The following is an 18941-nucleotide window of genomic DNA, read 5'->3' as shown; positions in this document are numbered from 1 at the left end:
TCTCACCAGTGTTCTCATCAATCGTAACTACATAACCCTCAGGAGCCTTGTAATCACCAATCGAGAACTTCGAACCCTCAGGAACATCTACACCCTTACCATCCTTATCAGTAAAGGAAGGAGAAGACTTCGTCTCCTGACCAGGAACAACCAACTTACCCTCATACTCAGGCTCGTAGTCGTCGGCGTCCTTAGTTACCAGAACAGTCCAAGCGGCAACGTCGCTAATACCCGAGACCACAACAACGCTGAAGACATCACCCTTCTTGGCGTCTTTAGGAATGTCAAAGGTGCAAGCTGAAACCTGCGCCTTGGTGCCCTTCGATTGGTCAAGATCGCAGGTCTTGACAACCTTGCCCTTGCCATCGCGCCATTCAATCTTGGATGGTAGGGGGGACAGCGTTCCGTGGAACTCCGGGGTCACGGTTGTGCCCGGCGCGGCAGGCTTGTCAGTCGCGTTGTAGTCAGCCGTGATCGTCACCGGAGCGTACGGAATAAGCGCATGCCGGACGTTGTAAATCTTGTTCAGCGGCTTCCCGTAACGCGGATTGCCTATATCTGAAACAAGAGCAGTTTTAACCTGGTTTTCAGCAGGAACCGCATCCGCTGGCCTGAAGTTACCACCACCGTTGAAACGTTGGAAGATTGGAGTGTGGAAGCCGGTGTAACCGGTCTGAACCACGCCATCCTTGTTCTCGACCCACACGAACACGTGATCCGGGTTGAGGAAATCCTCACGCGTCTGGTTAGCGTCCGTGTAGTCACCGAAGCGAAGCGAGTAATTGCCTTCGGCATCGGTCTTGCCGTAGACCGTCTTAAGAATGTACTCGGGGTTATCCTCGAGCATCTTCTTAGTCGCTTCGGCAAGCTTATTCGGGTCGTCCTTGTATTGCGCGTGCAGGGCAGCGTTCGCCGCAGCACCTTCCCTCGTTAGGGTAGACGCAAAAACGGTGTAACCAGCAGCGCCAGGGTCTTTGGACTCCTTCTTCGGACCAGTTGCGGGGAATCCCCAATCCGGACTACCCCCGGTCTCAAGCCATACCTGGCCAGAAAGCATGTTCGACTCGGGCCCCTGGAGTGCCGCAGCCTTGTCGGGACCCTTAAGGTCTTCAACGAGTTTATCGCCCTTAGCCGCCATCCAGCTGGTCTCATGGCTCGGTGGAATTTCGCGCAAGAACGCGGCCATCAGCTGCATGTTGCCGTCAGCTGCAACAAAGGAGCCCATGGGACCCTCGACCACACCATTGAAGGAGCCAGGAGTCCAACCATTGGCCTGGCGGAACATCTCAACACGGCTACCACGATCATTGATGAAGGGTTCTACCCAGATACGGTGCTTCTGGTCGGTACGGGCAGCCCAGGTGTGCTTACGTCCGAGTTTATCGGTCCATGTAATACCCTTATCACCCGTACCGAAAGCAAAGGTACCCTGGCCACCATTACCACCGAGTACGTCGGGAAGGGTGTGGGTCTTAGCGCTGAAAATCGGCGAGTAGGAGCCATCCTTGTCACGGAACTGCGCGTAGACGGTAATGTCATCTAGCTTAATATTACCGTTGTCGTAAGCAGCGCCCGGGTTACCATTCGGGCCGGTCAGGTACACGTGGCCCGAAATTAGACCCTTGCCTACACCGTGGGCGTCGGTCAGGTTGGCGGCCTTGGTGACACGACCACTGGCGATCATGTCCGCGTCAATGACCTGCGTCGTAGGGCCGGAAACCTGAGCCGGGGCTACTGGCTGAGCAACCGCATGATCAAGGCCACCCAAGAAGTAACCTGGAGTCATGCTAGCGGCCACCGCTATAGCCAAAGCGGCAGAACCTACGCGCACGGAATCTCGACGAAGAATCCTATGCGTCTTTCGTTTCACCATGAGTTAAGAGATCCTCTCGTGTTTTACTCAAAGCTTTGGAACTGAAATTTCAGTCTCCAGTTACCCCAAACTGAGCGGAAGAGACAGTACGCCCCTCGCACTGACAGCCAATTAATGGGAATTAACTAGGACTAAACTCTCATGTGGAGCCTACAGTTTCGAATTGGGAAAGGCAAGACCATATTCGAAAAGATATTTTCTGGCACTTTCCCCGGCAGTGACAAGGCTTTCTCCTCCGCCCTTCCGGAATTTTGTTTCGAGAAGCGCCTAACTGGCATGGCCGCAACTGCACGTTCGCTCAATTTAGGTAACGACACCGTGCTATTTCTCCCCGTAATGCGGAAAAGCCTAGGAATCCGCGCGCACTAGCATTACGGTGTTTTTAAGCCCCCTTTGCTCGATTTGGAGAAAGTCATGACGCTGGTAGCTGAAACCATCAATCCTCTCGTCGAAAAAGCACTCGCCGCACTTGAAGAATTCAAGAACTACGATCAATCAAGCGTTGACCTCATCGTTGAGGCCGCCGCCAAAGCAGCTCGCGACGCACACGCAAGCCTCGCCCAAATGGCCGTAGAAGAAACGCAGCGCGGCAACTTCGAAGACAAGACCGTTAAGAACATTTTTGCCGCAGAGCACGTGACTGCCTACATGCGCGACCTAAAAACTGTGGGGGTCATATCGCAAAACCAGTTCACCGGAATCACTGAAATTGCGGAACCCGTCGGCGTGGTTGCCGGTATCACTCCCGTCACAAACCCCACCTCCACCACTATCTTCAAATCCCTCATGTGCCTTAAAACGCGCAACCCCATCATCTTCGCGTTCCACCCCGGCGCCCAACAGTGCTCCGCCCAAGCCGCCCGCATCGTCTACAACGCCGCGGTAAACGCCGGAGCTCCGCAAGGCTGTATTCAATGGGTTGAAACCCCGTCCATGGAAGCAACCAACGCCCTCATGAATCACCAAGGCGTGTCCGTCATCCTCGCCACCGGCGGCAATGCGATGGTGCGCTCCGCATACTCATGTGGCAAACCCGCCCTTGGCGTTGGCGCCGGTAATGCTCCCGCCTACATACACTCATCAGCTAACCTAAACCGCGCGGTTTACGACGTGGTTGCCTCCAAAGCCTTTGACAACGGCATGATCTGCGCATCCGAGCAGGCCGTCATACTAGATGAAGCCATCAAAGCCGACGCCCTCAAACAATTTCAAGACCTTGGCTGCCACATCGCTACCGAAGCCGAAAAAGCGAAGCTTGAAAAACTGCTCTTTGGTGCCACGGCCTTCACCGACGCCTGCCAATCCGCAAGGCTCAACCCCAGGATCGTTGGCCAATCCGCCCACGACATTGCCCACCAAGCAGGGTTTGAAGTGCCCGAAGGCACGCAAGCAATCCTCGCGCAATGCACGGAAGTGTCCTACTCAGAGCCCCTAACCCGCGAAAAGCTAAGCCCCGTACTTGCTGTACTTACCGCTAAAGACGCCAACCAAGGCATTGAACTGGCCGCCCAAATGGTAGAACAAGACGGCCTTGGCCACACCGCCGCAATCCACTGCCGCAACCAAGACGTCATCGCCAAGTTTGGGAACCGTGTGCGCGCCGTCCGGCTAGTTGAAAACGCGCCAACCTCACAAGGCGCAATCGGCGGCCTATTCAACAGCTTCATCCCATCACTCACGCTCGGCTGCGGATCATACGGACACAACTCCGTATCAAACAACGTCAGCGCCGTGAACCTCATCAACATCAAACGACTCGGGCGGAGGAACACCGTGATCAGCCCCTTCCAAGTTCCATCAAAAATATTTCAAGGCCCAGGCGCCATTCGCCAGCTCGCCACACTGCAAGACCTAGGCAAAATCACGATCTTCACCGACAAGGCCACTTTGAACTCCGGGGCAGTTGCCAACCTGCTCGCGCTACTGCACACACGCGACGAGGCCAGCTCCATCCAAATCATCGACGACATCCCGCGCACCCTGACCGTTGATTTTCTGCGCGAAGCCACCACCGAAACCGCAGGATTTGGCGCAGACACGCTACTAGCATTTGGCACAACCGCAACGATTAATGCCGCGAAGTTTGTGCGCGCAGGCCTTGCAATCCCCCAAGCAGACATGGCCGACATTTGCGCCGGCCGCATCGCCCTCCCCCCGCGCATCCTGCAGCCGCGCCTAATCTGCGCGCCCACAACCTCCGGCGGACAAGCCGCGCTCTCGGCGAAAGCCTCGATGATCGACGCCGAAACTGGCCTCGAACGCCTCATCTCATCAGCCGCCTACCTGCCCTGCATCTCGTTCATGGACCCGCAACTGGCGCAATGGAAGCCAGACCTGCTTGCAGCCCGCGGATTCGAAACCATCGCACAAGCCACCGAAGCGCTCTTCTCAATCCACGCCACGGACTACACCGACGCGCTTGCACTGCACGGCCTTGAACTCGCATTCACAAACCTGCCCCGCGCCGTCGACGAGGCCGACCACAGCGCCGCACACGAAAGCAGCCGCGACAAGGTGGTTTCTGCTGGATCTCTAACCTCCACAGCCCTTGGCAACACCAGCCTGGGACTAGCCGACGCCATCGCGCGTGCCTTTGCCCAATACTCCGACACCCCGCGCCAAGACCTGCTACCCGCAATCCTTCCCAACGTGGTTCGATTCAACGGCTCGCAGCCACACAAACTCGTGGCCTGGCCCAACTACGAGACGTTCCAAATGCCGCAGCGGTGCGAAGAGATCACGCGACACCTCGACATCAAAGTCGGTAGCGAAGGAGCGGTGGAAGCCTACGCCACCGCCCTCGAAAACCTACGCGACCAAGTTGGGCTCACTTCCCTACTGCGCAACATGAACATGCCCGAATCCACGTTCAACCACAAACGCGCAGAGATCGCATCGCTCGCATTCGACTACCAGTCGCACTCAGGCAACCCCCAAACCGCGCGTCTTGAAGACATCAAGGAGCTACTAACCGCCTGCTTCCGCGGCCAAAAATGGAGTCGCTAAACTAAAGTCCTGTTACCGCCCGAAGCGAAACAGGAGAACTTCCATGACCGGCCGATCCCCGTGCCCGCGCAAACGGATACCGCGCGCACAGCCCCGACTTGTGAGCACCGAAACGCTTGAGGTCGCGGGGATCTCCATTGCTGTTCTACGCAAAACCGGCCTGAAAAATATGTATCTGCTGGTTAAGCCGCCGCTTGGCAACGTGGTTATCACCGCGCCGCGCGGCGTGCCCCAGCGGGCGCTACGCGACTTCGCGTTGGCTCACCTGGACAGCATCGAGCGCGGCCGCGAGCGCATTGAAAGGCAAGCGCGTAACGCCCCGTCCTACGCCACCGGCGAGACCCACTACCTGTGGGGGCGCCCCCTCACTCTTGAAGTGCGCGACGCCGCCCACACGAGCGTACACGTGGATGGCACTCGTTTGATCATGGCTCTGCCCGCCGGCTCTACGCAGCAAGAACGGGAGGGCGTTTTAACCGAGTGGTACCGCGAGCAACTCAAACTGGCCCTACCCGCAGCCATTAGACGGTGCGAAGCCAGCACCGGACTGGCCGCCAACGAGTATCGAGTCAAGAAGATGCGGACCCGCTGGGGCACCTGCAATCCGCGTGCAAAGCGAATCTGGCTGAGCATCAATCTGGCGAAGAAACCCGAGCAATGCTTCGACTACGTGCTCACCCACGAACTCGTGCACCTGGTTGAACGCGGACACACCCCGCGCTTTCACGCCCTAGTTGCCCGCTACTTCCCCGGGCATGTAGAAGCGGAACGACTGCTTAAATAAGGACTCCTTATATAAGGACGCATTAAACCAAACACGCCGCCCCCCTTAGCAACAACTCTGGTGGCCTCCAGGATCAATTTGCCTACGCAAATTCGCTACATATAAAAGGTACGTCCTGCGTTAATCGGCAAAGAACTTCGTTTCAAACGAATACCTGGACGCCCTATAGATATGAGTACCGTAGTCGATTACCCTTCCCTTACCGTCATACGCGATACGCGTAGCCGTAAGTAGGGCAGCGCCGCGCTTCTCCCCCAACGCGTCGGCTTCCATAAGCGTCGCATTACGCGCCCCAATCACTTGAGTCGCATACGACGGCACAACACCATCGGCACGAAGACAATTGTAAAGGCCGTTTTCCTCCAGCTCCTCACGGGTAGGAGCAATATCGCTTGGGATCAAGTTAGACATGAGCGCAATCGGATCCCCATCAGCCAAACGCAAACGCTGAATAAAAGTAACAGGAGCGCCAGACTCGATCTCTAAACGCTGCGCCTCATCCTCCGTGGCCCTATGAGTGTTATAAGCCATCACCCGAGTCTCAACCTCAAACCCGGCCTGCTCAAGGTCCGTCAGCAAACTCGACAGTTGCATGGGCCGGCGAACATGCGGCGAAGTGACAACCGTACCCGCACCCCTGCGCCTCTTCACCAATCCTCGATCAGCCAAAGACTGCAAAGCCTGACGAGCCGTTGGGCGCGAAACATCCAAGCGCTTCGCCATCGACACCTCGTTTTCCAGACGAGTGCCCGGCGCAATCTCACCACTCATAATCATTGCCGCCAAACCATCAGAGATCTGCACGTGGAGCGGCACGTCACTGTCATGCACAACCTGAATGTCCGGACTAAAAGGAGCGTTGGACATCATGAAATCCTAAATACTAAAACGGAGGCCTAAAAGTACTTTTAGAAAGAATATATAAATCGTACACGGCTTTTATAATCAACGGGCCGGTAACACGAACATTAAAACACAAGCAATCTTTGTCATGACAAACACTTGATGTTTGTCACGCTCATGGACTATCGTTATAAGCAAGAGCTAACAAAAGAACATCGAAGTTCACAAACAGAATTGCTCTTTTCTGGCTTAGGAGAAAACATTGGCGCCCACAAATTCAATCCCCGCGCTAGACGTACTAACAATAGGGCGTTGCGGCATTGACGTGTACCCCTTACAAACCGGAGTTGGCCTAGAAGCAGTTGAAACCTTCGGCAAATTCCTCGGCGGTAGCCCAACCAACGTCGCAGTAGCTGCCGCGCGTTACCGCCACCGCTCCGCAGTTATCACCGGCGTTGGCAACGACCCGTTTGGACGCTTCGTATGCACCGAGATGCGTCGCCTGGGCGTCTACGACAACTATGTCGTGACAAAGTCTGCTTTCAACACCCCCGTCACGTTCTGCGAGATCTTCCCGCCGGATGACTTTCCGCTCTACTTCTACCGTGAGCCATCCGCGCCTGACCTTGAACTCACTCTTCAAGACATTCCCACCGACACCGTGCGAGACGCAAAAATCTTCTGGATCACCGCAACCGGCCTCTCCAAACAGCCCTCACGCGATGCGCACCACGCGGCGCTCAACGCCCGCCATAAGAGCGGCCCAACCATCATCGACCTCGACTACCGAGCAGACTTCTGGGAATCTGAAGAAGAAGCACATCAGCACGTAAGCGAAGCCCTCTCTAAGGTGACCATCGCAATTGGCAACAAGGAAGAATGTCGCATCGCAGTTGGCGAAACCGAGCCTGACCGCGCAGCGGACGCCCTACTCGATGCCGGCGTAGAACTCGCCATCGTCAAACAAGGCCCCTACGGCACGCTTGCAAAGACCCGGGATGAGCGCATCGAAATGCCCGTCACCCCCACTCACACATTCAATGGCCTCGGCGCCGGCGACGCCTTCGGTGGCGCGGTTTGCCACGGTCTGCTATCGGGATGGTCGCTCAAGAAGACCATTTACGCCGCTTCCACAGCCGGCGCTATCGTTGCTTCGCGCCTCGAATGCTCCACGGCAATGCCAACCGAGCCGGAGCTACTAGCCACCATGAGAATGCACAAGAACAACATCGTCCCAGAGCTAGAAGACTTCTAATCATGTCAAAGACTCCCCTAATCGACACCATCACCAACATCCGCGTGAATGAGCCCGAGCGCGTCCAAAGCGCCCTTACCGATAGGCCTCGCGGACAACAGCCAAACGGCGACAAGCCGCTAATGATCATCGCGTGCGACCACGCGGCCCGAGGAGCCCTCGCAGCCGGTGGCAATCCCATGGCTATGGGATCTCGCGAAGAACTACTACGCCGCTGCGTTGAAGCACTAACGCGGCCCGGCGTGGACGGCTTCCTTGGCACCGCAGACCTGATCGAAGACCTCGCGCTGCTAGGCGCCCTGGACAATAAGCTCGTCTACGGCTCCATGAACCGAGGCGGCCTAGCCGGAGCAACATTCGAAATGGATGACCGCTTCACCGGCTACACCCCGCACGGCATCGCCTCTGCCGGCCTTGACGGCGGCAAAATGCTACTGCGTATCAACTACGAAGACGCCGGAAGCGTGCAGACCCTAGAAAACTGCGCTCGGGCCGTTGAACAACTTGCCGAGCAAAAAGTTATGGCCATGGTTGAGCCCTTCATTTCCGAACGCAAAAATGGGCGTATCGTAAATGGCCTCAGTCCCGAAGCCGTTATCAAATCGATGGCAATCGCTTCTGGCCTTGCCTCCACCAGCGCCTACACGTGGCTCAAACTACCCGTGGTTGAAGACATGGAACGGGTCATGGAAGCATCCACCCTTCCCGCCCTCATCCTGGGCGGCGAGGTACGAAAAGATGCTGAGGCCGCAATGGAAGGCTGGGGCAAAGCCCTAGAACTTCCAAACGTTAAGGGACTAGTCATTGGCCGCTCCCTACTATTCCCACCCGACGACGACGTCGCGGCAGCCGTCGACGCCACCGTGCAAATCTTGAACAACACCATTTAAAAGCACCCGCTTTTCCACGAGAGGTATCAACATGACAACCCAAACCCCACAAATTCCCGAAACCATGCGTGCCGCGGTACTACGCGACACCGAAGTTGGCCTACAGGTAGAAACCATCCGTACCCCGCGCCCGCGCGCCGGCGAAGTTCTGGTGAAAGTTGCGGCCTGCGGCATGTGCCACTCTGACCTGCACGTGATCGGAGGCGCAATCGCCTTCCCCCTCCCCGCAGTACTCGGCCACGAAATCGCCGGCACCATCGTTGAACTTGGCCCCGGCGTTGAGCACACCGGCCTAAAAGTCGGACAAAACATTGCCGGCGGATTCCTAATGCCGTGTGGCCAATGCGAGGCGTGTTCCTCTGGACGCGACGAACTTTGCGCGCCATTCTTTGAACTGAACCGTTTGAAAGGTGTGCTCTACGACGGCGAAACCCGCCTGTCCACCCTCGAAGGCGAGCCCGTCTACATGTACTCCATGGGCGGCCTGGCAGAATACGCAGTTGTTCCCGCAACCGCAGTAGCCCCCACGCCAGACAACATCGACCTCGTCCCCGCCTCCATCCTGGGCTGTGCAGCCCTTACCGGCTACGGCGCAGTCCGACGTGGCGCAGACCTCCACTACGGCGAAACCGTAGCGGTTGTGGCCGTTGGCGGCGTTGGCACTAACATCGTGCAAATCGCCAGCGCATTCGGCGCAAAGCAAGTAATCGCAATCGACGTATCCGACGAAAAGCTAGCGCCTATGAAGGGTTACGGAGCTACCGCAACGATCAACTCCACCAAGACCGATGCACGCGAAGAAGTGCTACGTCTTACCGGCGGCAAGGGCGTTGACGTATCATTCGAAGCTCTTGGCATTCCCGCAACCTGGACCACCGCACTCGACGTCCTTGCAGACGGCGGCCGCATGGTACCCATCGGCTTGGGTGCTGGCGTGCAGACTGCAGGAGTGGAGATTAACCGCACGGTACGCCGCTCCCAATCCATCCTCGGCTCCTACGGTGCACGCACCCGCCAAGACCTACCCGCAGTGGTCGATCTGGCCTCTGAAGGCGTCATTAACTACAAGGAGATCGTCTCTAAGCACTTCTCACTTGAACAAGCTGACGAAGGTTACAAGGCGCTGCGCGACCAGAAGATCCAAGGCCGCGCAGTTGTAGACATGAGCCTCTAGCTTCTCCACGCCTAATCACAGATTCGCTCCTCGTGGGTGGGCCACATAAGCCCAGCTCCGGGGAGCTTTTCTGTACCTCGACTCCATCTCCCAGGAGATCAACGAACTAGTTTCAAACCACACAAAAAGAGGGGCTTGTGGAGGATGGTCGGACCTCCACAAGCCCCTATAAAGCCCACTACAGGGCCGGATACTTTCGACAGTGTGCGAGCACTTTCGAAAGCATTAGCATCTACGCATTGAAGAGAATCTTCTCAACGTAGTCACGAGCTTTAAGCGCATACTCATGCGGGTTTGCAACCGCTGGATCCTGCTCCGCTTCAACCAAGATCCACTCCTTGTAACCGTGATCTACAAGGAAACGGTACGGCTGCGTGAAATCAATCATGCCGTCACCAGGAACAGTGAACATACCGTTTAGGAACGAGTCCAGGAACGAGCGATTCTGCTCGCGCGACTCCTGCAACTTCTCCTCACGAACGTCCTTGAAATGCACGTGACGCACGCGGTCAATCACGGCTTCCAGCAGTCCCATTACATCGCCATCACCCACGAATGCGTGGCCGGTGTCAAACAAAAGACTGACCTTTGCCGGATCAGTCATATCCATCAGGCGAATCGTCTCTTCCTTCGTCTGCACAACCGTGCCCAGGTGGTGGTGGTAGACAAGCTCAAGACCATACTCGTGCGCAATATCGCCAAGCACGTTCAGCCCCTCCGCCAGCTTTACCCATTCCTCGTCGTTCAGCACCGGCTTGTTTGTGAAGATGCAAACGTCCCGCACACCCTGCACCGAACCGGTCTGCTCAGACACCACAATCCGGGTAGCACCCAAGTACTGCAGGTATTTGCACTTCTCACGGAACTCCGGAATCACTGCCTCTACGCCATCACGAACAATGAACGAAGAGAACCACTGCGCCACAATCTTGATGCCGCGCGCCTCGGCGCGCTCCTTCACGACCTCCTTAGCTGGGAAGAAGCCCGCACACTCAGTGCCACGAAACCCCACATCAGCGAGGTCAAGCAGCATGTCCTCAAGCGTGTTGTACGCGCCAACCTCAGGTATGTCATCATTACGCCACGTAATAGGGTGCATCCCCCACATGATGCCATTCGGATCAGAAATTGCAGTTTTTGGATCAAGTTTGAAAGACATATTGCCTCCTTCGAGAAAGTAAAAGGACCGTTTTGAAAGTCTAAGACAAGAATTTGATGGGGAGGGAGGCTGACCTCCCTCCCCATCTGGTTTAGGAGTAGCGCTCTTCCATGTCGCGCTCAATCTGCTCAAGGGAACGGCCAGAGGTTTCCGGCATAACCTTGAACAAGATAACCGCAATCACCAAGTTGAGGGCACCGTACAGTGCGTATGTGCGTCCACCACCCAGCGATTCCATCATTGGCGGGAACGTCCAGGTAATGATTGCGTTAGTAATCCACATGCAGAAGATTGCAGTACCGTTCATGACGCCACGCACGTCTGCGGGGAACAGCTCGCCCATCATCGTCCAAACCACCGTGCCGTTTGAAGACTGCACAATCAGCATGAACAAGCCCATGAGGCCAAGAATCAGGAACGCAGCCCAGCTTGGCGGCGTTGTGCCATTAGCCATGTGGGGAGCGATAGCGAACTGGAATATGCCCGCGATGGCAAGTAGACAAATGCCCACGCCGATCACGTCCGCAATCAGGATTTGGCGGCGCCTAAACTTCATGATGAGCCAGATACCCAGTGCGGAACCGATCACACTCATAACACCATTAGCAACCTGCGCTGTAATCGAAGCAGAAGTGGACATACCCGCATATTCGAGGACCTTAGGCGCGTAGTACATAACGGTATTAACACCCGTAGTTTGGTTCACAATCGCAAGGAAAATACCTACCAGCATGAGCTTTCGCAGCCAGGGCACCGAGAATACGTACTTCAATCCCTTCTTCGACTGTTCAACCTCAGCCTCATGCTGACGAGCCTCGATCATTTCCATCAGCTCATCTTCAAGGGAACCATCACGCTCCGGGTCACGGATACGCTTCAGCGAAGCAATAGCGTCATACATGCGCATCTTAGATACGTACCAGCGCGAAGATTCCGGCATTAGGCGAATACCAATCCAAAGCGCAATAGCCGGGATCGAGCACAGAAGAAGCATGTAGCGCCACGCCGCACCGTTACCGGCCGAAACCACAAGCTGGTCGAGGAACGCGTGGTACTGGTCAGCGCTCATTGAGCCGCCCTTAGTGGCCTGGAACGCGGAAATCGTGTCGTAAGAGTAAACCCCCGGATTGAGATTGCCTGACGGATCACTCTCAATGTTCAGCTGCGGGCCACCGTGCATAGCGTTGATAACCGCGTTCATCGTGAAAGCCAGTAGCTGACCGGTAACAATCATCAGCTGGTCAATAGCAACAATAGAACCGCGAATCCTCTTTGGCGCCGTTTCAGCCAAGTAGACCGGAACCGTTGCCGAAGCGCCACCAACTGCGAAGCCCAGAACCAAACGGAACGGATACATCACCCACACGTTTGGAGCAAAAGCAGTTCCGAGAGCTCCAAACAGGAACAAAATAGCCAAAAGAGTAATGTTATGCCGGCGCCCGTAACGGTCCGAAAGCCTGGATCCAATCAGAGCGCCCAGGGCAGCACCAACCAAAAGAGTGCCACCAATAGCGCCCTCCTGGAATGCGGTTAGCTGCAGGCCATCTGCGCCAAACGGCATGTGCATGTAGGGCAACGCACCAGAAATGACGCCAGTATCATAACCAAACAGCAACGAACCGAGCGTAGCTACAGCAGCAATCGCAAAAATGCCGCGGTGTTTACCCGAAGGAGGGGTATCTTTAACAGCCTTCGCCAACTCGTCGCGGGTTATCCCTTGCATCGGGATTTCACGAGCATCCTCGCTCATGCGACTTCCTTTCCTAATCCTCAACACTGAGGGTGTAACTGTACTGAAGTGACAATTCGGCAGCTACGTGCCGTTTACAAATCAAAAGTGGTTTTGCCTTCAACCACTGGAACGTCATGCCACTGACCATCCGCAGCCGAAGCGACGATAGCTTCATCAACTTCTGCGGCGCACCAAGCATCCGCAGCTGATGGAGCGTGCTGTTCTCCCGTGAGAACTGACTTCAAGAACTGTGCGGCCTCAACGCACTTCATGTCGTCAAAGCCCATAGACGTGCCGATAGCCGGCTGGAAACGACTCCAGTTATCCCACTGCGGGCCCGCCATAGCGCGCGTGTAGCCATGCGTAGCGCCATTGTCTACGCCCAGGCAGACCTCCAGTTCGTTAAGACGCTCAAAATTCCAGCGTGCCGAACCCTTAGTGCCATAAACTTCAACGACATATTCGGCACGAGGGCCAACGCTAACTCGTGACGATTCCATTGTGGCGACCACGCCGTTATCAAAACGGGCAAGCAAAGCCACATAGTCTTCATTCTCCACCGGGCCCATCTCATCTCCGACCTCAAAACCCGAGTGGCCAAAGCCCATCTTCGTCGGAATCGGGCGTTCCTTAATGAACGTGTCCGTCAGAGCAGAAACCGAACTAATGCGACCAATAATGTACTGCGCTAAATCTGCGCCATGGCTCATCAGATCAGGAACCACACCCGCACCGGCCTTTTCACGCGAAGCGCGCCACGTGAGCGGCCCCATCGGCGATGAGTTGTAATCGGCAATAAACCAAACACGCGCGTTTGTTACCCTGCCAAGCTCGCCGCTACGCACAAGGTGACGCATATATTCAATCGCTGGAGTATGGCGATAGTTGAAGCCAACTGCAGTGGGCAAATTCGCCTTGGTGGCTGCCTGCGCGACGGCCTTGGCCTGCTGGGCACTCACGCCCATCGGCTTTTCAATCCAGAACGGCTTGCCTGCCTCCACTGCTGCGAGTGCGATCTCTTCATGCAAGAAGTTTGGGGAACAGATCGAAACCACATCAACATCCGGATCTGCAAGCAGCTCACGGTAATCACCGTAAGCGCGCTCAAACCCCAGATCTTCAACAGCTGCCCGCTGAGCTTCCTCAACCGGATCCGCAGCGGCAACTAGCTTCACCTGAACTCCAAGTTCAGGAAAATGCTCGCTCACTGCCTTGTAGCTACGCGCATGGAGGCGCCCCATCCAGCCCAGGGAGATAACTCCAACGCCAATAGTCTTCTTGGTAGTCATTCGTTTCCTCCGAACATCCTCGTCCGTTTCTCGCGTCACCATCTTTGGCAACACCTTTTGAAACTTTGTACTGACAAATCTATCAGGGGGGTGCGATGCGGTCAAGACCCTAAACCAGAAAAGAGGAAGAAAACTGCCAATCAACGCGGGCTAAATCAACAAATACGCGGCCGAAACCACCGTCAAACCGGTAACCACAGGCTCAAAAACTTCCTGCGACATGTGCGCAGCCAAAACCCTGCCCAACAAAGCACCCAGCAATACTAGAGGCAAAAACGGAGCGGCCACCCGCAAAGATTCTCCACTCACACTGCCCAAAGCCACGGCAAACGGGAGCTTTGCTACGTTAACCAAAAAGTAGAACCAGGCCGTAGTACCCAAAAAAGTCTTAACCGGGAACTTTGCCGCCAAAAAATACATCGTTGTCACGGGACCGCCCGCATTCGCAGCCATTGTTGTAGCACCCGCAAGAGAACCGAAAAATGCCCTTGCCCAAGGTCCTTCTACGTTCAGGCGTTCATTCTTCTTTAAAAGAAAAGTTGTCACGGCAATTAGAGCGAGGAGAACCAGACCAATACTCACGCGAATAACGCGATCAGAAGCCACATATAGGAACAACGCGCCCACAGCGAGTCCTACCAGAACTCCCGGCACGAGGCGCGCCAAAGTTGGCCAATGAGCTTTCTTGCGATACATAACTATCGCGATCACGTCACCCACGAGCAACATCAGCAACATAACGCCCGTGGATTGGAGAGCAGGCATCACTGCCGCCAGCAGAGCAACCGCGAGCGTGGCAGCACCCGGCAGTGCCGTTTTAGATATGCCCACTATAAATGCACACAACCCCAATACGATTAGCGCACCTGTTGTGAACCCAGCCATCTTGCCCTCACAAATAAAAAAGCACCGTTCCCCCCATTGGGACCGGCGCTTGCTAGTTGGCGGTCGTTTTACAGCCTAACCAGAAGCTTACCTGCGATTCAGCTGTAGATGCAGCTCAACAAAAACGCCGGCAATAGCTCCAAATACGGTTAGGAATCCTGCGAAAATGACCAGTGCGGTTAGATCAGTCGCAATACCGACAATCACCATGGAAGCGACAATCGCAGCAAAAACTGCGAGAACCAACTTGAACAGAGGACGAGCTTCTACGTTAATCGCGTGCGGAGCAGCGACAGTAAGCGCGTAAGTACCCAATGTAGATCTTCCTTTACGGTTCCTTGTGCGGAACCGTTTGGGAAAAGGTCCCGCACGGCTATGTGCTCGGCTTGCGCCGGCATCGACCACCCTTGTGATCGACGCTTACAGACTACTAAGAACCCCATAGTTTGTAAAGACAAAGATATGGGTCCGAGCATTAGCGTTCACATTTACTCACACGCAAGTTGCACGCGGTTTCGTGCATAAAGACGCGCATAATCACATCTCAACAACGACTTTGCGTGCCGGATAATAATGCTATATCCGGCACGCAAAGTGTTGAAACTAACAGCTAAAGCTGGACTACTACGCCTTCCTTCGCTGCTTTTTCGGCGGCTTCAGCCAGACGTAGAGCCTGCGCGCCATCCTCAATTCCTGGGGACGGGACCCGCCCATCGGTGATGGCGTCAATGAACGCACTGAGCTCACGCGCATACGCGGCCTCGTAGCGCTCCAAGAAGAAGTCCAAATACGGGTCCTGAGCATCCGTCACTTGCTTGTTAGAGCGACGAACCGTGGTGGGACGAATATTCTCGGCGAAGAGCGCGCCTTCAGATCCGAACGCCTCAAGCCTCTGGTCATAGCCGGAAGCACAGTGGCGCGAGTTCGTAATCGCAGCGGAGCGGCCCGCTTCGTTCTGAAGAGTTACTACAACGCCATCAAAATCGCCGGTATCCGCAAGCTCGGGGTCAAGGTTTTGCCCCACCGCAGTAACCGTCTTGATGTCGCCCAGGAAGTGGCGGACCATGTCGAAATCATGGATCGTCATGTCCTTAAAGATTCCGCCCGAAACCGCAATGTATTCCTTTGGCGGAGCAGCCGGATCACGAGAGATGATCGTCAGCTGTTCAAGCTGACCAATCTCGCCCGCCTCTACCGCCTCATGAATCGCACTGAACGACGGGTCAAAACGACGGTTGAATCCCAGCATCACCTGTGGATTGGGCGTGCCCTGGGCTTCTAGACGCTCGCTAATCTGGGCAACAGATTCACTATCCATAGCCAGCGGCTTCTCACACAAAGCCGGCTTACCAGCAGCCGCAGCGGCAACAATGTGATCGCCATGCAGCGGAGTTGGCGAGCAAATGATGATTGCATCAACATTGTCAGACGCGAAAACATCATTAGCTTCACTCGTGGCTTCCGCCCCGTACGCCTGCGCGACCTCTTTAGCAGAATCCAACATGGGATCGGCAATCAAAGTGAGCTTAGCCTGCGGGTGAGCCGCAACAGAGCGGGCGTGTACGCGGCCAATGCGGCCCGCGCCAATAATTCCAATTCGAAGCATATTTAACCTCTTGAGCGACGGGAATAAGGAGTTACGGAGCCGGAACGATGATGTCTCGAACTAGAGCGTCAAGGTCAGCATCTGCCTGCAGGAACTGGCGAAGAGTCTTTCGAGTAGCGCCGAAGTCTTCGAACTCCTCTACCGTCATGCCATCCTCGTCATAAGCGCGGTGGAACTCGGGGATCAAGCGAAGCTGCTCGAGGTAGTACTCATCAACTGGAACATCGATGCGAGAAACCGGCTCGTAGTCGGAAGCGTTAATGATTTCCTGCCACTTAAACGGCGGTGAAACAACCATGTCAGCCCCCTGGAACTCGCTCCATTGCAACACATTCCTGAATGCCGCAACCAGCGGACGGGCACGGAAACCGCGCTCCTGGAAGATCTTGTAAACCTTCTTCATCGCCGCGATACCAGCCCACTCAAGAGCAGATGGATCGATAAAGATACGATCGCGAGCAACAACGTGCTTCAACCAGTCATCCAGACGGCCAACCATAAGGGTAACGACCGGGCCCATCTGCGAAACGTCATGGCCTTCAGCCTCACGACGCTTCAGACCGCGCTCGATAGCCTCCCCTGCTTTAACGCACTGAGCAACAGTGAACGAAACAGTTACGTTCATCGATACGCCGCGGTACGTGGCCTCTTCAATTGCCTCAAGACCAACCTTGGTTGCAGGAATCTTGACCACAATATTTGGCGCAAGGTTATGGAACTCTTCAGCCTGGTCAGCCAGGGCCTTAGCATCGCGGTGGAAACGCGGATCAGTCTGAACTGAAAGACGTCCGTTGCGCCCCTTGTGCTCCTCAAATGCTGGTTCCAGAAGCTTGGCTGCTTCAACAGACATGTCCTTAACTGCGCGCCAGCCGATCTCGGACTCGCCCCACGTCGGATTTGCGTCTGCAATCGCCTTAATACGATCGTCCCAAATCTCAGGGTGCTTAGAGATCGTGGTGTAAGCAATCACCGGGTTACAGGTAGCTCCAACACCGCCAAACGAAATCGACTGGCGAAGCTCTTCAAGATCCGACGAATCGTTCCAGAGCACCGTTGGGAATTTCTTAGTCGCCGTAAGCAAAGGCCCGGGGGTAAAATCAGCCACAGTTCCTCCTGTGAGAATCTTGGGGATGTCCGCCATTGGACATCCAACTTTCCATAGCCCTAAGTGAACTCCAAATCAGAACACATGTCAAGCGTTTGTAACGACAAAGAATCCTCTTTCTTAACTATTTCAGAGATAACAGCCTCCTAAAAACCCGCACCACAGCTAACTAAACAGTCGGCTATGCCAACAAAGCTTCGCACACATATCCACAAAGCCCCGCACGCAAGAGCAAATTGAGCAAAACTCGCGTCCGCCACCACGCAACACAACCCATTTTCTAATATTGTCTTGACAATACTTGACGCGCGAAACAAAAAGACCGACAATTGCAAACAAGTGCTTTCTTAGCGCGAGCGACGAAGACGTTAGCTTCTGCGCCCCATAAGCTTTAAAGAGTGGAACCAATCGTGAATCCCAAGGAGTACCAATGACGGACAACAGCAAATACATTGTTCGCGCCGGCTCAACATCGCACGGCTCGTACGAAACCGACCTGGATCCTAAGCGGGCTGGCTGGGAATGGTCCTCGCTGCGCGTGCTAAATCTTCCCGACAGCGAAACCATCACCGTTGAAGGCGACGAGACCGAATACCTCGTGCTTCCACTATCGGGCGGATGCACAGTCAAAGTAGAGAACGAAGAATACGAGATCAAGGGACGCGAATCCGTGTTTACCGACATCACGGACTACGCCTACATTCCGCGAAACCAGGACATCACGATCACCGCATCCGGACATGCCCGCATCGCCCTGCCTGGTGCCCAAGCCACCAAAGACCTCTCGCCTCGCTACTGCCCCCGCGAAGAAGTTGGCACCGGCCTTCGTGGCGCTGGCCCCTCCTCCCGGCAGGTCAACAACTACGCACTTGGCAACACGGTTGAAACCTCGCACCTACTTGCATGCGAAGTTCTAACCCCCGGTGGCAACTGGTCTTCCTACCCTCCGCACAAGCACGACGAACACAACGAAGTCGAGCGGGAGCTTGAAGAGATCTACTACTACGAGATTCGCCGCGGAGACGGGGACCGCGAAGGCTTTGCCATTCAGAGGATCTACCCCTCCCCCGGACACGACATTGATGTCTGCACCGAAGTTCGCGACCGTGACATCATAGTAATGCCGTACGGATACCACGGCCCTTCGATCGCAGCACCCGGTTACGACCTCTACTACCTAAACGTAATGGCAGGGCCGGCAGAAGACTCTGTGTGGCTAATGACCGACGACCCCCACCACACGTGGGTGCGTCAAACCTGGGAAACCCAAGAGGTTGACCCGCGCCTGCCGATGACCCCAATGAACCCCTCCGACTCTGAGTAATAACAGAAAGAACGCA

15 protein-coding genes are annotated in these 18941 nt (G+C 55.5%); 6 read left to right on the top strand and 9 right to left on the bottom strand.

The window, feature by feature from the left end; genetic code table 11:
- A partial coding sequence (locus tag HMPREF2891_RS00930) for a YPDG domain-containing protein (RefSeq protein WP_222566249.1) occupies window positions 1–1831 on the bottom strand: 1831 nt, incomplete at its 3' end.
- 456 nt (window positions 1832–2287) lie between these two features.
- Between HMPREF2891_RS00930 and HMPREF2891_RS00920 the strand changes: the two genes are divergently transcribed.
- Window positions 2288–4879: an aldehyde dehydrogenase family protein gene (locus tag HMPREF2891_RS00920; protein WP_070663534.1), complete on the top strand. Its 2592-nt coding sequence runs from the start codon at window positions 2288–2290 to the stop codon at window positions 4877–4879.
- A gap of 100 nt (window positions 4880–4979) precedes the next feature.
- Window positions 4980–5663 carry a M48 family metallopeptidase gene (locus HMPREF2891_RS00915; RefSeq protein WP_070663548.1) on the top strand — a complete coding sequence of 228 codons (684 nt, stop codon included), beginning with the start codon at window positions 4980–4982 and terminating at the stop codon, window positions 5661–5663.
- A 120-nt stretch (window positions 5664–5783) separates the two neighbouring features.
- Here HMPREF2891_RS00915 and HMPREF2891_RS00910 read toward each other — a convergent pair whose 3' ends face one another.
- On the bottom strand, window positions 5784–6530 hold the full coding sequence (locus HMPREF2891_RS00910; protein WP_070663547.1) for a GntR family transcriptional regulator: 747 nt from the start codon (window positions 6528–6530) through the stop codon (window positions 5784–5786).
- A gap of 238 nt (window positions 6531–6768) precedes the next feature.
- Here HMPREF2891_RS00910 and iolC point away from each other — a divergent pair, with 238 nt between their 5' ends.
- The 3 genes from iolC to HMPREF2891_RS00895 are packed head-to-tail and all read left to right on the top strand — an operon-like array spanning window position 6769 to window position 9825.
- Complete coding sequence (gene iolC, locus HMPREF2891_RS00905; RefSeq protein WP_070663533.1) at window positions 6769–7761, top strand: 5-dehydro-2-deoxygluconokinase; 993 nt, start codon at window positions 6769–6771, stop codon at window positions 7759–7761.
- Window positions 7762–7763: 2 nt separating this feature from the next.
- Entirely contained in the window at window positions 7764–8651 is an 888-nt protein-coding gene (locus HMPREF2891_RS00900; RefSeq protein WP_070663532.1) for a Cgl0159 family (beta/alpha)8-fold protein, read from the top strand.
- 31 nt (window positions 8652–8682) lie between these two features.
- On the top strand, window positions 8683–9825 hold the full coding sequence (locus tag HMPREF2891_RS00895) for a zinc-binding dehydrogenase (RefSeq protein WP_070663531.1): 1143 nt from the start codon (window positions 8683–8685) through the stop codon (window positions 9823–9825).
- Between the two features lie 232 nt (window positions 9826–10057).
- On the opposite strand, the gene iolE is transcribed toward HMPREF2891_RS00895, so the two are convergent.
- From iolE to HMPREF2891_RS00860, 7 genes are all read right to left on the bottom strand, one after another.
- Window positions 10058–10984, bottom strand: a complete 927-nt coding sequence (gene iolE / locus HMPREF2891_RS00890; RefSeq protein WP_070663530.1) for a myo-inosose-2 dehydratase — start codon at window positions 10982–10984, stop codon at window positions 10058–10060.
- 91 nt (window positions 10985–11075) lie between these two features.
- Window positions 11076–12734 (bottom strand): MFS transporter, encoded by a 1659-nt coding sequence (locus HMPREF2891_RS00885; protein WP_070663529.1) that lies wholly within the window; start codon window positions 12732–12734, stop codon window positions 11076–11078.
- Between the two features lie 74 nt (window positions 12735–12808).
- A complete protein-coding gene (locus HMPREF2891_RS00880; protein WP_070663528.1) occupies window positions 12809–14005 on the bottom strand; it encodes a Gfo/Idh/MocA family protein in 1197 nt (398 codons plus the stop codon).
- Between the two features lie 150 nt (window positions 14006–14155).
- On the bottom strand, window positions 14156–14890 hold the full coding sequence (locus HMPREF2891_RS00875; protein WP_070663527.1) for a sulfite exporter TauE/SafE family protein: 735 nt from the start codon (window positions 14888–14890) through the stop codon (window positions 14156–14158).
- 87 nt (window positions 14891–14977) lie between these two features.
- Entirely contained in the window at window positions 14978–15205 is a 228-nt protein-coding gene (locus HMPREF2891_RS00870; RefSeq protein WP_070663526.1) for a hypothetical protein, read from the bottom strand.
- A 295-nt stretch (window positions 15206–15500) separates the two neighbouring features.
- On the bottom strand, window positions 15501–16496 hold the full coding sequence (gene iolG, locus HMPREF2891_RS00865; RefSeq protein ID WP_070663525.1) for an inositol 2-dehydrogenase: 996 nt from the start codon (window positions 16494–16496) through the stop codon (window positions 15501–15503).
- A gap of 31 nt (window positions 16497–16527) precedes the next feature.
- A complete protein-coding gene (locus HMPREF2891_RS00860) occupies window positions 16528–17637 on the bottom strand; it encodes a transaldolase family protein (protein WP_070663524.1) in 1110 nt (369 codons plus the stop codon).
- Window positions 17638–18031: 394 nt separating this feature from the next.
- On the opposite strand from HMPREF2891_RS00860, the gene iolB reads away from it, so the two are divergent.
- On the top strand, window positions 18032–18925 hold the full coding sequence (gene iolB, locus HMPREF2891_RS00855; RefSeq protein ID WP_070663523.1) for a 5-deoxy-glucuronate isomerase: 894 nt from the start codon (window positions 18032–18034) through the stop codon (window positions 18923–18925).
- Window positions 18926–18941: the final 16 nt, after the last annotated feature.

It is taken from the genome of Actinomyces sp. HMSC065F11, assembly GCF_001813085.1.
Lineage (GTDB): Bacteria > Actinomycetota > Actinomycetes > Actinomycetales > Actinomycetaceae > Gleimia > Gleimia europaea.
The sequence above is the reverse complement of the archived record's forward strand: the minus strand, read 5'-3'. Positions and strand labels throughout refer to the sequence as shown.

Excerpts from the sequence above, each read along its gene's own strand:
- HMPREF2891_RS00880 (WP_070663528.1), bottom strand. The coding sequence starts at position 14,005 with ATGACTACCAAGAAGACTATTGGCGTTGGAGTTATCTCCCTGGGCTGG.
- HMPREF2891_RS00875 (WP_070663527.1), bottom strand. The coding sequence starts at position 14,890 with ATGGCTGGGTTCACAACAGGTGCGCTAATCGTATTGGGGTTGTGTGCA.
- HMPREF2891_RS00885 (WP_070663529.1), bottom strand. The coding sequence starts at position 12,734 with ATGAGCGAGGATGCTCGTGAAATCCCGATGCAAGGGATAACCCGCGAC.
- HMPREF2891_RS00895 (WP_070663531.1), top strand. The coding sequence starts at position 8,683 with ATGACAACCCAAACCCCACAAATTCCCGAAACCATGCGTGCCGCGGTA.
- iolB (WP_070663523.1), top strand. The coding sequence starts at position 18,032 with ATGACGGACAACAGCAAATACATTGTTCGCGCCGGCTCAACATCGCAC.
- HMPREF2891_RS00910 (WP_070663547.1), bottom strand. The coding sequence starts at position 6,530 with ATGTCCAACGCTCCTTTTAGTCCGGACATTCAGGTTGTGCATGACAGT.
- HMPREF2891_RS00920 (WP_070663534.1), top strand. The coding sequence starts at position 2,288 with ATGACGCTGGTAGCTGAAACCATCAATCCTCTCGTCGAAAAAGCACTC.
- HMPREF2891_RS00900 (WP_070663532.1), top strand. The coding sequence starts at position 7,764 with ATGTCAAAGACTCCCCTAATCGACACCATCACCAACATCCGCGTGAAT.
- iolG (WP_070663525.1), bottom strand. The coding sequence starts at position 16,496 with ATGCTTCGAATTGGAATTATTGGCGCGGGCCGCATTGGCCGCGTACAC.
- HMPREF2891_RS00860 (WP_070663524.1), bottom strand. The coding sequence starts at position 17,637 with ATGGCGGACATCCCCAAGATTCTCACAGGAGGAACTGTGGCTGATTTT.
- iolE (WP_070663530.1), bottom strand. The coding sequence starts at position 10,984 with ATGTCTTTCAAACTTGATCCAAAAACTGCAATTTCTGATCCGAATGGC.